Genomic DNA, 13139 nt, shown 5'->3' with positions numbered 1-13139 from the left:
CCGCACCCTAGGTGCGGGGGCGATTTTCTTTTCGGGAGTGTTAGGTGATGCAGCTATGGGTGGGTCTCGGCAATCCGGGGCCGCAATATGCGATGCACCGCCACAATGTCGGGTTCATGGTCCTGGATGCGCTGGCCGAGGTGCACGGCTTCTCCGCGCCCAAGAAGCAGTTCCAGGGCTGGACCCAGGAAGGCCGCATCGGCACCGAGAAGATCGTGCTGCTCAAGCCCGGCACCTTCATGAACGAGAGCGGCCGCGCCGTGCGCGCCGCGATGGACTTCTACAAGCTCAGCCCGGAGGACGTGACCGTCTTCCACGACGAGCTCGACCTGCTGCCGATGAAGGTGAAGGTGAAGCGCGGCGGCGGCACGGCGGGGCATAACGGCCTGCGCTCCACCGACGCGCATCTGGGGCCGGAGTTCCGCCGGGTGCGGCTGGGCATCGGCCATCCCGGGCACAAGGATCGGGTGACCGGCTATGTGCTGGGCAATTACGCCAAGACCGAGATCGAGCCGCTCAGCGACATGCTCGGCGCGATCGCGGCCGAGGCCTCCTGGCTGGCAGCGGGGGACGACGTCCGCTTCATGAACGAGGTGGCGCGGCGGATGCAGGACTGAGCGCCGGCCAGATTTCTCTGCACGTTCAGCGCCGTACCGCTTGCTACGGGCGACAGTCGTGGCATCCTGCCCGTCGACCTCGATGAAGGGATGCCCGATGCGCCTCGCCCTGCCCGCCCTGCTCGCTCTCCTGCCGCTCGCCGCACCCGCTTTGGCACAGACCGCCACCGCCCAGGCGCCGCAGCCGGTCTATGAGCTGCGCATCTATTATCCTGCCCCAGGCAAGGCCGAAGCGCTCAATGCCCGCTTCCGCAACCACACGCTCAAGCTATTCGCCAGGCACGGCATGCACAATGTCGCCTATTGGAACGAGCTGCCCCGCCCGGACGCGCCGGAGGGCCGGGTGGTCTACATCCTCTCCTACCCCAGCCGCGAGGCGCGCGAGGCGGACTGGAAGGCGTTCGGCGCCGATCCCGAATGGCAGAAAGTGGTCGCCGAGTCCGAGGCGAACGGCAAGATCGTCACCAAGGTCGAGAGCATCTTCATGACGATGACCGACTATTCGCCCGCACTCGCACCGGTCCGGTAAGCGGCAGGCGCTGAAGAAGGGCATCGGCTGCCTGCTCGTGCTCGGCCTGATCGCCTTGCCGTTCCTGCTCCTGCTCCGCTGACCGTCCAAAGAAAAAGGGGCCCGGTTGCCCGAGCCCCTTTCTTCATCTCTGCGGGCGAAGCGCGTTACTGCTTCAGGCCGACCAACTCGCCGACGATGCGGGTATCCGCGCCGTTGATCGTGCCGACCGCACCGAACACGATGCCGATGTTCACGCCCTTCGAGCCATAGAAGCTGCCGGCGATCGTGCCGGTCGCCGGGCTGCCGCTGGCGAAGCTGCCGGTGAACTGGTTGCCGGAGATCGGCAGTGCGCCCTGGGCGTTCAGCGTCACATACGGCGTCTCGGCACCGCTCGTCGGCACCGTCGTCATGTTGAGCGCGGTGGTAACCAGGCCGGTGGCGAAGTTCACCGTCACCGTCGCGGTGCCGCCCACGCGGTTGATCGTCGTCGCATTGTTGGCGACGCCCACCGCGCGGCCGACGATGCGGGCGTTGTAAGTGGCGGTGCCCGTAAGCGGCATGTCGTACGTAGCCGTCTGGTAGCCCCAGATCGAATAGGTCAGCCGCTTCTGGCCGGTGGTGGAATCGCCGCGCCACCAGTTGGCATAGCTCAACACGCTCAGCTTGCCGAGCAGGCTGTCCGTGGTCTCCAGGCTCGCTGCGGTGATGTTGTTGAGCACTTCCAGCTGGCTGAAATTGCCCGGCAGCGCGCCGGTGGCGGTGCTGACCAACCGGTACACGAACTCGTTGACCGTGGGTGCCGCGGTGACCGTCACGTTGGTGCCGGTGAAGCGCGATTCCTCGCTGCCCTCGTCGATGACGAAAATGCCGTTGGTCAGGTCCGCGGTGGCGGCGAGGTTGACGCGCGCACCGATCGTCTCGGTCGTGGTCAGGCCCAGCGTGACGGCACCGGCCGTGTCGTCGCCGGTATAGTTGGTCGTCGCGTCCAGCGTGTTGAAGTTCGCCGCCGCGGCCAGCGGGAACGCGGTGTAGGTCGCGCTGGGCGTCGGGGTGGGAGTCGCCGAGCCGGACGCCGTCGGCGTCGGCGTCGGGGTGGACGAGGAGCTTCCGCCACCGCAGCTGGCCAGCGCCGCCGCGGCCGCAGCCGTGCCCAGAATGACGATACGGCGAATCATACGAAAACTCCTCGTGAACCTGCGCCTGCAGGAAAGACCTTGCGGCCCCTGTACCCCAGATGAACGGCCCCACGTCAAGGCTAGACGCAAGGCGCACGCGTCGCACTGGAAAAAGCCGCGGCATGCGCCTATCGAGCGGGCAACCTTGCCGGCGCCTCCGCCGGCCCTTCATCACAGGATTGAACACCCATGGGTTTCCGTTGCGGCATCGTCGGCCTGCCCAATGTCGGCAAGTCCACGCTTTTCAACGCGCTGACCGAGACGGCCGCAGCGCAGGCAGCCAATTATCCGTTCTGCACGATCGAGCCGAACGTCGGCAACGTCGCGGTCCCCGATCCGCGGCTGAACAAGCTGGCCGAGATTGCCGGCTCGCAGAAGATCATCGAGACGCAGCTCGGCTTCGTCGACATCGCTGGTCTGGTGCGCGGCGCCAGCAAGGGCGAAGGCCTGGGCAACCAGTTCCTCGGCAACATCCGCGAGGTGGACGCGGTCGTCCACGTGCTGCGCTGCTTCGAGAATGACGACATCCAGCATGTCGACAACCGCGTCGATCCGATCGCCGATGCCGAGACGGTCGAGACCGAGCTGATGCTCTCCGACCTCGAGAGCCTGGAGAAGCGCGTGCCGAACCTCGCCAAGAAGGCGGCGCAGGGCGACAAGGAGGCCAAGGCCGCCGCATCGGTGCTCGGCCAGGCGCTGGACCTGCTGCGCGACGGCAAGCCCGCGCGTCTCACCCAGCCCAAGGACGAGGACGAGGCCCGCCACCTGCGCCTCGCCCAGCTGCTCACCGCCAAGCCGGTGCTCTACGTCTGCAACGTCAACGAGGAAGACGCGGCGAACGGCAACGAGCTCTCGGCCAAGGTCTTCGCTAAGGCGGCGGCCGAAGGCGCGCAGGCGGTGGTCGTCTCGGCGGCGATCGAGGCCGAGATCGCGACCATGCCGATCGAGGAGCGCGGCGAGTTCCTCGGCGAGCTGGGGCTGGAGGAAACCGGCCTCGCCCGCGTGATCCGCGCCGGCTACACGCTGCTCGACCTGCTGACCTTCTTCACCGTCGGCCCCAAAGAAGCACGTGCCTGGACCGTCCATCGCGGCGCCACCGCGCCCAATGCGGCCGGCGAGATCCACAGCGATTTCGAAAAGGGCTTCATCCGCGCCGAAACCATCGCGTTCGACGATTTTGTCGCGCTGGGCGGCGAAGCCAAGGCGCGCGAGGCCGGCAAGCTGCGCGCGGAAGGCAAGGCGTACATCGTCAACGACGGCGACGTGATGCACTTCCTGCACAGCTGAGCTTCTAAGCCCCTCTCCTTCAGGCGCATCAGGTCGGCGCTGCCCCCGGCAGCGCCTGAACAGCGCGGGGCGCTGTTCACCTGATGCGGGGTTGGGGTGGCGCAGTGTCTCACCGAGACCAACTTGCGTTCTGGAATCCCTCCACTTCCAACCCCTCCTCCCAGGAGGAGGGGCTTAAGAATTTACCCGCACGCCTTCACGATCAGCGCCGCGAGATGCTCGCGCAGGAACGGCTTGGCCAGCACAGGGCGCTCGCGATAGGCACCCTCCAGTCCCAGCGCGCCATAGCCGGTGGCGAAGGCATAGGGGATCGCGCGTTCGGCGAGGATGTCCGCGACCGGAAACGAGCGATGGCCGTCGAGATTGACGTCGAGGATAGCCAGGTCCGCCTCCACGCGCCGCGCCGCTTCCAGCGCCTCCGGCAGCCGCATCGCGATCTCCACCACTTCATGGCCGAGATCGGTGAGCATGTCCTCGATGAGGAAAGCGATCGTCATCTCATCTTCGACGATCAGGACACGCACGGCAACAATCCTACTCTACGGTCACAGCGGCGAGCGGCGCCTCGACGGTGCAGCGCAACCCCTCGGGCTCGAAGTAAAGCGTCACCTTGCCGCCAAGTTCCCCCGCCAGGCCACGTTCGATCAGCCGCGATCCGAACCCGCGCCGCGCCGGCGCCGCTACAATCGGCCCATCGCGTTCGCGCCATTCGAGCAGCAATTGGCCATTTGCCACCGACCAGGCGACCGCCACCCGGCCCGTTTCGTTCGACCAGGCACCATATTTCACTGCGTTGGTGGAAAGTTCGTGCATCGCCAGCGCCAGCGCCAGCGCGGTCTTGGGCGAGATGCGCACGTCCGGCCCCTGCAGCGTGCAACGCGCGGGATCATGCTGGTGCGGCCGCACCGCCTGGCCGATCGCCTCCTTCAGCGACGCGCCGGCCCAGCGCTCGCCGGTGAGCAGGTCGTTGGCCTGGGCGAGCGCAACCAGCCGCGCGGCGAACTGCTCCTGCGCCGCCGCCAGATCGGGTGCATCGCGGAAGGTGCGCATCGCGATCGCCTGCACCATCGCCAGCGTGTTCTTCACGCGGTGGTTGAGCTCGTTGATCACCAGCCGGAGATGCTCGTTGGTCCGCCGCTGCTCGGTGATGTCGGACGCGGCGCCGAACCATTCGACCAGATTACCCGCCTCATCGGTGAGCGGCACCGCGCGCGACGCCACCCAGCCGACGCTGCCATCCGCCTGGCGGACGCGGTGTTCGAGTTCGAGCGGCTGGCGGGTCGCCACCGCGGCGTCGATCGCCGCCTGCACGCGGTCTCGATCCTCGGGGTGGAGATAGGTTTGCACCCAGTCCGGCATCGCGGCATCGGTATCGGTAAGGAACGTGCCGCCGTCCATGTGAAGAAGTTCGGACCAGTCCGGGCTCATGCGATAGATCGCGTCCGACGTCGCCTCGACAAAGGCGCGCAGGCGGCGCTCACTTTCGCGCAGCTGGCGCTGGGCCAGCACCTTCTGGGTGGTTTCCACCACGATCGCGATCACGCCCGCCGGCGTGCCGGTCTCGTCGAGCACCGGCGAGTAATCCAGGTCCATCCACACCGGCTCCAGCTTGCCCCGCCGCTGCAGCGCCAGCTCCTGATCACGATAGGCCAGCGTGCCGCCGCCCAGGCCCACGCGCATCACGTTGTCGTTGAAATCGGCGACCTCCGCCCAGCCCTCCCGGACCTTGGAGCCCAGCAACGCCGGGTGCCGGCTGCCGGCGAATTCGGAATAGGCGTCGTTGTAGATCATCACGCCGTCCTCGCCCCACAGCAGCACGATCGGCACCGGCGAAAGCAGCAGCATCTGGGTGACGGACTTGAGGCTCTGCGGCCACTGCGACAATGGGCCGATCGCGGTGGCGGCCCAGTCGAAATCCCGGATCAACTGCCCTAGCTGCCCCCCGCCGATCGGGTAGCCTTCGTCGCCCATCCTAATCCCTCCCTGCAGCACACGCACCTTGCCCCGGTGGCGAGCACAATGTCTCTGCTCCGCAATCGTTCAATCCCTGATCCGGCGGCGCTAATTTGGGTCAGGCGCTCGGGCGGCAGCGCCATGCCGTACCGCGGCGTTCGGCAGGCTGGCAACAAATCTTCGCGTCGGTCGGCAACGCGCGAGAAATGTTTCTACAATGGGCCTGGGTCGGGGGACCTGCCGATCAAGGGGATCACATGACGATTACCGCGCGAGTTCGCAGCGGCGCGATTGCGCTCATCCTGCTTTTGGCCGTCGCCTTCGCGGTTTCGGCCTGGCGAATCCACGCCATCCGGATGGGCGGGCCGATGCACCGCGCGTCGATGGAAATCGCCGACCTCAACGCCGACATCCTGCCGCCGCCCGAATATATCATCGAGCCCTATCTGGAAGCGACGCTGCTGCTGGATCACCCCGAGCGGGTCGACGCCACCCGCACCCGCCTCGCCGAACTGCGCAAGGCCTATGACGAGCGCCACGCGGTATGGGAGCAATCGGAACTGCCCGATCGGCTGAAGCGCGCGATCCTGGCCGACACGCACACCCCGGCGATGCGGTTCTGGCAGGAGGCGCAAGGCGCGTTCCTCGACGCCATTGCCGCGAAAGACATGGTCACCGCCCGCGCCCGCTATGCCGTGCTCACGCAAGCCTATGAAGCCCACCGCAAGGCGATCGATGCGCTGGTCCGCGCCACCGCCGAAGAACAGGCCGCGTTCGGCGATCGCTCCGCCCAGTCGCTGGGCGTCTCGATCGGCGTGCTGACGCTGCTCGCGCTGGCGCTGTTCGGCACAATCGGCTGGTTTGCCTGGTGGCTCACCCGCCGCGTCGCCCAGCCGCTGGCCCAGGTCGCCCAGGCGACCACCACGCTGTCGCGCGGGCAGGACACCGCCATTCCCTATCGCGACCGCACCGACGAGCTGGGCGACATCGCCCAGGCCGTGGCCCGCTTCCACGCCGCTGCGCGCAGCCGCGCCGAGATGGACGCCGCACACCTCGCCGAACAGGAAAATGTCGGAGAGATGCTGGGCGCCGCGCTCGCCGCGCTCGAAAAGGGCGATCTGCGCCACCGCATCACCACCGCCTTCCCCGGCATCTACGAACCCGTTCGCCTGAATTTCAATCGCGCCGCCGCCGCGCTTTCGGAGATGCTGCGCACGGCGATCCACAGCGCGCGCAACATCGGCACCGGCTCCAGCGAGATCGCCACCGCCTCGGAGGACTTGGCACGCCGCACCGAAATGACCGCGAACACGCTGCAGGAAACCAGCGCCGCGATCCAGCTGATCGAAAACCGGCTGAAGAGCAGCAGCCTCTCGGCCGAGACCACGATGGAGCGCGCAGAGCATGCCGGCGCGATGGTCCATTCGGGCCGCAGCACCGCGCGGAACGCGGCGATGGCCATGAACAGCGTCTCCGAACGCGCCAATGCGATCGACACGGTGGTGGAAGGCCTGGACAAGATCGCATTCCAGACGCGCGTCCTGGCGATGAACGCCGCCGTGGAGGCCGGGCGCGCCGGTGAGGCCGGGCGCGGTTTCGCAGTGGTCGCCGATCTCGTCTCGGCACTCGCACTGCGTTCGGAGGAAGAGGCCAAGCGCGGCCGCGATCTGATCAACGAGACGCAGGTGGACGTCGCCACCGCCGCCAGCGAGGTCCGCGCGGTCGATACGGCGCTGGGCGAGATCGTCGAGAATTTCGACAGCGTGCAGGCGCTGCTCCAGGCGCTGCGCGAGGACAATCGCTCCCAGGCCAGCGCGATCTCCGGCATCACCCGCTCGGTGGTCGAGATGGAGACGGCCACCCAGCAGAACGCCGCGATGGTGGAACAGACCTCGGCGGCTGCCCGCTCGCTCGATCGCGAAGCAGCCACGCTGCTTGGCAATGCCGAGGCGTTCCGCGTGGTGGAGGAGGAGGCCCCCGCCTACCGCCATGCCGCCGCCGAACCCGCCTACGCGATGCTGGATTGAGCGGAGTCCCGGCCCGACACGCACGGCGGGCGTAGGGCGGCGGGGCCACCCCGCCCTTCCCCCCGCAACGAATCCGGCGCAAGGAGCCGCCATGCGCTGGACCAGCAGAATCGCCGCCGCCGCCCTCCTCGCGGTCCTTCAGGCCTGTGCCACCCCAGCGGCACCTACCCCGCCCCCGCCAGCCGCGCGCAACGAAGCTCGGCCGCCGGTGACGATCCTGATCTCGATCGACGGTTTCCGCGCCGATTATCTCCAGCGCGGCGTAACGCCCAACCTCACCCGCCTCGCCGCGCAGGGCATTACCGGGCCGATGCGGCCGAGCTTTCCGAGCAAGACCTTCCCCAATCACTGGACGCTCGTCACGGGCATGGTGCCGGACCATCACGGCATCGTCGGCAACCGGATGGAAGATGCTGCCCACCCGAACGAGACCTTCACCACCGCCAGCGACGCCCCCTATTGGTGGAACGCCGCCGCGCCGATCTGGGTGGAAGCGGAAGAGGCCGGCATCCGTTCCGGCACCGTGTTCTGGCCGGGCGCGAACGTCGCTTGGGGCAGCCTGGTCACCAAGCCCGATCACGGCGACTATGCCGGCGGCATCCGCCCGCGCGACTGGCTCCAGTACAACCAGGCGGTGAACGACACCCAGCGCGTCGATACCGTGCTCGACTGGCTGCGTCGCCCCGCCGCCAGCCGCCCGCGCTTCGTCACCCTCTATTTCGACCGCGTCGACGTGGTCGGCCACGAACATGGGCCGGACTCGCCCGAGGTCACCCGGGCCGCCGCCGCGGTCGACACGCAGATCGGCGCGCTGGTCGCGGGGCTCGCCGCGCTCCACCAGCCGGCCAACCTGGTCGTGGTCTCCGATCATGGCATGTCGGAGACCAGCGACACCCGCGTCATTCCGCTGGGTCTGCCCAAGGACAGCTACCACCTGATCGAAGCCGGCCCGTTCGCCGCGCTCAATCCCCTGTCCGGCAAGGAAAGGGAGGTCGAACAGGCATTGCTTCGCCCCCATCCGCACATGGAATGCTGGCGCAAGGCGGAGATTCCGGCGCGCTTCCACTACGGCAGCAACCCGCGGATCGCCGCGCTCTTCTGCCTCGCCGAACCGCGCTGGTTGATCGTCGAGAAGCTGCCCGACGCGCCCTTCACCCACGGCGAGCATGGCTATGACAATCAGGCGGCGGACATGGCCGCGCTGTTCATCGCCGCCGGCCCCGCCTTCCGCCACGGCAACGTGTCGGCGTTCGACAATGTCGACATCACCCCGCTGCTCCGCGACTTGCTCGGCCTGCCGCCGAAGTCGGCTCTCGACGGCGACGACGCGCCCTTCCGCGCGCTGCTCCAGCCCCGCTGAATCCGCTTGCCACCCTCCAGTTTCTGATTGAAACTCGTCGCCATGCGCTATTTCGACGATATCCAGCCCGGCGACCGCGCAAGCTTCGGTCGCTACGCCGTCACCCGCGAGGAAGTGCTCGCCTTCGCGCAAAAATATGATCCGCAGCCCTTCCACCTCTCCGACGAGGCGGCAGCGAAGACCCATTTCGGCCGGCTCGCGGCGAGCGGTTGGCACACCAGCGCGATGACGATGGCGATGCTGGTCGCGCACTATGAAGAGAACCCGATCGCCAGCCTAGGCGCGGCCGGCGTCGACGAATTGCGCTGGCTGAAGCCGGTCTATCCGGGCGACGTGCTGCGTTGCGAGACCGAGGTGCTGGAGGCCCGCGCCTCGCAGAGCCGCCCAACCATGGGCATCGTCCGCAGCCGGCTGACGACGTTCAACCAGCAGGACGAACCAGTACTCACCTTCATCGCCAACGCCCTGATCGCGCGCCGCACGACGGGGTGACCGAGCCGTCAGGCAACGGCAAACATGGGTGGAAAAATGCCGCTCCCGGGCGGCCGCCCGCGACCGAAGTTGTGGAAGTTTAGGCGTGCGCGCAATTCAGCGCGTTTCTCGATGCGCAGGCGCGGGTACGCTAAGTTTAGGAAGTTTAGGCTCGTGAACATTCGGCGTGTGCCGCGCGCCGAGACAGCAGATCGCAAAAAGCGCATCGCCTCGCCTCGCGCAGGAAAGCAGTACCAGCGGGGTCAAAGAGCCACCCGCCTAAAAGCGGGTTAGTACATATAGGGAACATTGCCGATGCTGCAAGACGTTCTTGCAGCGTTCGGGGTACGACCGATTATGGTGGGAAGCTGCCATTCGTCATCTCGCAGAGCGTGATCACCGAAAGGTCATGGCAGCGGCGAGATAGGCAAGGTGCAAAATCCCTACCAATAAAGACCACCCGTAACGCTTCGTTCGGAATAGGTAGACCACAACGGACGGAACGACAATCATCGCTACAATTTTCAAAATTATGAAGATTGCGTTAGGTTCTTCCAATATGAAGACGTTGAATACGGCCAATACGAGCAAGGCATAAGCTGCTAAAATGACATTTGCCAACGTCGATACGTTAGCTAAAACGAATAGGATGCGAGCCCTCATACCGCTCTTCAAACGTCAAACCGAACGAGCAACTCTTCACGTTGGGGCGATGCAACGATGCTAGTTCCAGTCCTGAGGGCGGAGCTTGGGCACATGGTGCCAGTGATCCAGGCAACCAGAGGCGCCGACGTTAGCGAACCGTGCTTCATGGAAGGCATCTTGAGCGAAATCGCGAAACGTCCGCAAGTGGGGCGATAGCGGACGTTCGGCCAATTGAAATTTCGTAAGCCGCATTGGCAAATGCGGCCGTTTTGAAGCGTGTTGCGCGAACCTCCGCGATGATCGGCACCGCGATCTTCCCAGGCGTGGGCACGGTGGTCGGGGGCCTGCTGAGGTGCATCGGCGGCGCGCTGGGCCGCGACAAGCTGGCGGGCGGTGCCTTTGATATGGTCAAAAGCCCATTCTGAGCCTGACGGCGCGCGCCCAGATGCGATAGGGTCCCGGCATGACAGGTTTGTGGAACAAGCTGCGCGGCAAGGGCGCGGAGTCGCAGGACGGCGCGGCGGCGCTGCAGCGCCGCTGCTCGCCCCTGGGACCGACGGCGCCGCAGCGGCGGCCGCGATCGATGGCTGGCTGAGCAGCACGCTGCCCCGCCGCAGCTTCTCACCGGTTTCGGGCGATCCGCAGCCGAACCCGGACTAGCGTGACTTTCGCGTCAGCGCGCGCACGGGCGCGGATCGCTACTATGCCTTTCTCGACGATCTCGGCTTGCTGGAAACCGAAGCGATCCGCCGCCGCGACCCCCGCTTTACCTGGACGGTCATCCGCTTGCCCGCGCTGGACGGGGACGGCCGCATCTGCCTGATCAAGCCCGGCACGACAGGCTGGGCACCGCTGGCGCTGGACATCGCGGCGCATCTGCTGACGGTCTGCCACGCCAGGATGGCGCCGGGCGGAGATAGCACCGGCCACCATTTAGGCGAACTGCTGGCCGCATCTCGCCGCGGCGACTTCGATCCCCGCGGCGTGGCAGGGTTGAGCATGCCGCTGCCGGTGCGCTGAGGGCTGGGCGCAGCGCAGCCGGACGCCGTCGCTCAGGCAGCCTCCAGCATCGCCGCGCGCCGCTTCGCCGCCCCGCGCTCGAGCTTGAAGGCACCGGTCTGGCCGCTCAGCACTTCCACTTCGCGGAGGAGGTGCGTCGTCGCCGCCGAGGTTTCCTCCACCATCGCGGCGTTCTGCTGGATGCCCGCTTCGATCGAGCCGAGCGCGCCGGAGACCGCCTTGGTGGCATCCGCCTGTTCGCGGCTGGCGCGGGCGATTTCGTCGGCGCGCCGCGCGCTGTCCTCGGTCGAGGTTTCGATCGTTCGGAACGCCTCATCGATCAGCCCGACCGCAGCCACGGCGGTGCCGATCTCGTCGCGCGCGCGGGTCAGCTGATCCTTGGCGCTGGCCGATTCGGTCTCGGCCCGCAGCGCGAGCGCGCTCACCAGATCGGCGACGACCGCAAAGCCACGGCCTGCCTCGCCGGCGCGCCCCGCCTCGACCGCGGCGTTCATCGCGAGCACCCGCGTCTGGAAGGCGATCTTCTCGAGGCCTTCGATCACCCCGTCGATTGCCGCCGAGCTTTCGGTCACCGCCTCCATCGCAACGGTGGCGGCGGTAGTGCGGTTTCGGCCCTCGGTCACTGCCGAGCGCGCCGAGTGGCTGGCGGCAAGCGACTGGTCGGCCGCGGCCGCCGTCTCGCGCACGCTGCCGGTAATCTGCTTCACGGCAACCGCAGTGTGGCTCAATTCGGCCGAAGCCTGTTCGGTCCGGCGGGCAAGGTTGCCCGAGGCCTGGGCGATCTCGCGGCTGCCGGTCTCGATCGACTGGGTACTGTCCATCAGTGCGTCGATCAGGTCGCGCAGCCGGTCGATCGCGCCGTTATAGCCGTCCTTGAGGTTGCTGAATTCTTCGGGATAGTGTTCGCCGATCTTGGCGCTGAGGTCGCCGTCGGAGAGCCGCTGGAAATAGACGCCCATGCCGCGGACCACCGCCGCATGTTCCTTGGCGAGCAGATTCTGCGCGATCTGCTCCTCGGCGGCCTGCTTGAAGCTGGCCATGGCGCGGGTGAGCCGCCCGACGCAATCGGTGAACTCGGTATAGCCGATCGGGCTTTGGAGATCCCCCGCCGCGAGCGCCTCCATGCGGACCACCGTGGTAACATAGGGTATCGCGATCGCCTCGCGCAGCCACCAGGCGGATACGATGGCAGCCAAGGTCAGTGCGGCATCGATTTCGAGCGACAGGGCCCAGGGCAGAATTGCGTCCACGGCAGTAACCACCAGCATGAACCCGACGAACAGCCCAAAGGCAATCAGCAGCTTCAGCCGAATCGGCGCGTTTGCCTTGAACCACCGCATACCCGCACACCTATTCCTTGATTTACGTCAAACCCATCATAGACGGATTAGCAGCAGCATCATGTGTCGGGGGCGCAAGTGGAAATTACGTATACCCCGGTGGGATGTCATTGTTCTCTCGAAACATTCTGGCGCTCGCGAAGTCGCGGCGCGGCCTTCCCGGGCGCCTTGACTTGCCCTCGTCTCATCAACTTTGACAGATGAAAACTACTTGCTGGATGCATACCAGCGCCGCTTGACCGCGCTTTCTCGGTTGCCACGGGATCACGCGGTCGCTTGCCGACGAATTGCAGGGGGTGCTTAGAGGCGCGCCGGTCAGCGCCGGCGCCATCCGCCCGGACGCACCCGGAAATCGCGCCAGTTGTTGCGCCAGCGCTGTTCGCCCCGCCAACCGCCGCGGCGCTGCTCCCAATAGGCGCGCTGACCATCGTTCCAGGCGTGACGATGCCGGTAGCGGTCGTACACATAGACGCCGGTGCCGGGATAATAATAGTCGTCGTACCAGCCCCAGTAGGGGCTGCCATAGCCCGCGCCATAGCCGACCGCGACACGCGATCCGCCATAGCCATAGCCGTCATCCATGCAGCCGCCGAGCGCCGCCGCCCCACCGAGCAGAGCTGCGCCGAGAATGGATTTCAAACCGATATGCATGGGTCACGCTCCTCTACCGGAGGCGCGCGGTGGGGCGATGCCCCATGGCCGCGCCCCTCGGGCGGAGAAGCGCACAACTGCC

14 protein-coding genes are annotated in these 13139 nt (G+C 66.7%); 9 read left to right on the top strand and 5 right to left on the bottom strand.

The window, feature by feature from the left end; translation table 11 throughout:
* Positions 1-47: 47 nt before the first annotated feature.
* Positions 48-617 (top strand): aminoacyl-tRNA hydrolase, encoded by a 570-nt coding sequence (gene pth, locus ACTJKY_RS07345; RefSeq protein ID WP_440845082.1) that lies wholly within the window; start codon positions 48-50, stop codon positions 615-617.
* Positions 618-714: 97 nt separating this feature from the next.
* Entirely contained in the window at positions 715-1146 is a 432-nt protein-coding gene (locus ACTJKY_RS07340; RefSeq protein ID WP_440845081.1) for an NIPSNAP family protein, read from the top strand.
* Between the two features lie 146 nt (positions 1147-1292).
* On the opposite strand, the gene ACTJKY_RS07335 is transcribed toward ACTJKY_RS07340, so the two are convergent.
* Positions 1293-2303: a transferrin-binding protein-like solute binding protein gene (locus ACTJKY_RS07335; protein ID WP_440845080.1), complete on the bottom strand. Its 1011-nt coding sequence runs from the start codon at positions 2301-2303 to the stop codon at positions 1293-1295.
* Positions 2304-2492: 189 nt separating this feature from the next.
* Here ACTJKY_RS07335 and ychF point away from each other — a divergent pair, with 189 nt between their 5' ends.
* Entirely contained in the window at positions 2493-3590 is a 1098-nt protein-coding gene (gene ychF, locus ACTJKY_RS07330; RefSeq protein WP_440845078.1) for a redox-regulated ATPase YchF, read from the top strand.
* A gap of 182 nt (positions 3591-3772) precedes the next feature.
* On the opposite strand, the gene ACTJKY_RS07325 is transcribed toward ychF, so the two are convergent.
* Both ACTJKY_RS07325 and ACTJKY_RS07320 read right to left on the bottom strand, forming a co-directional pair.
* Positions 3773-4114: a response regulator gene (locus tag ACTJKY_RS07325; protein ID WP_440845077.1), complete on the bottom strand. Its 342-nt coding sequence runs from the start codon at positions 4112-4114 to the stop codon at positions 3773-3775.
* 10 nt (positions 4115-4124) lie between these two features.
* Positions 4125-5561 (bottom strand): sensor histidine kinase, encoded by a 1437-nt coding sequence (locus tag ACTJKY_RS07320; RefSeq protein WP_440845076.1) that lies wholly within the window; start codon positions 5559-5561, stop codon positions 4125-4127.
* A gap of 239 nt (positions 5562-5800) precedes the next feature.
* Here ACTJKY_RS07320 and ACTJKY_RS07315 point away from each other — a divergent pair, with 239 nt between their 5' ends.
* The 6 genes from ACTJKY_RS07315 (at position 5801) to ACTJKY_RS07290 (ending at position 11066) form a co-directional block, all read left to right on the top strand.
* The gene (locus ACTJKY_RS07315; RefSeq protein WP_440845075.1) at positions 5801-7570 is read left to right on the top strand and encodes a methyl-accepting chemotaxis protein; all 1770 of its coding nucleotides are present in this window, start codon (positions 5801-5803) and stop codon (positions 7568-7570) included.
* Between the two features lie 91 nt (positions 7571-7661).
* On the top strand, positions 7662-8930 hold the full coding sequence (locus ACTJKY_RS07310; protein WP_440845074.1) for an alkaline phosphatase family protein: 1269 nt from the start codon (positions 7662-7664) through the stop codon (positions 8928-8930).
* A 42-nt stretch (positions 8931-8972) separates the two neighbouring features.
* Positions 8973-9422 carry a MaoC family dehydratase gene (locus ACTJKY_RS07305; protein WP_440845073.1) on the top strand — a complete coding sequence of 150 codons (450 nt, stop codon included), beginning with the start codon at positions 8973-8975 and terminating at the stop codon, positions 9420-9422.
* A 920-nt stretch (positions 9423-10342) separates the two neighbouring features.
* Entirely contained in the window at positions 10343-10471 is a 129-nt protein-coding gene (locus tag ACTJKY_RS07300; protein WP_440845072.1) for a hypothetical protein, read from the top strand.
* 49 nt (positions 10472-10520) lie between these two features.
* Positions 10521-10706 (top strand): hypothetical protein, encoded by a 186-nt coding sequence (locus ACTJKY_RS07295; protein ID WP_440845071.1) that lies wholly within the window; start codon positions 10521-10523, stop codon positions 10704-10706.
* Between the two features lie 66 nt (positions 10707-10772).
* Positions 10773-11066 (top strand): hypothetical protein, encoded by a 294-nt coding sequence (locus ACTJKY_RS07290; RefSeq protein WP_440845070.1) that lies wholly within the window; start codon positions 10773-10775, stop codon positions 11064-11066.
* Positions 11067-11098: 32 nt separating this feature from the next.
* Here ACTJKY_RS07290 and ACTJKY_RS07285 read toward each other — a convergent pair whose 3' ends face one another.
* Entirely contained in the window at positions 11099-12406 is a 1308-nt protein-coding gene (locus ACTJKY_RS07285) for a methyl-accepting chemotaxis protein (protein WP_440845069.1), read from the bottom strand.
* Between the two features lie 315 nt (positions 12407-12721).
* A complete protein-coding gene (locus ACTJKY_RS07280; RefSeq protein ID WP_440845068.1) occupies positions 12722-13057 on the bottom strand; it encodes a hypothetical protein in 336 nt (111 codons plus the stop codon).
* Positions 13058-13139: the final 82 nt, after the last annotated feature.

Origin of the sequence: Sphingomonas sp. 22176 (assembly GCF_052045505.1) — a bacterium.
GTDB lineage: Bacteria > Pseudomonadota > Alphaproteobacteria > Sphingomonadales > Sphingomonadaceae > Sphingomonas.
This window is presented reverse-complemented; position numbering and strand designations above follow the sequence as displayed.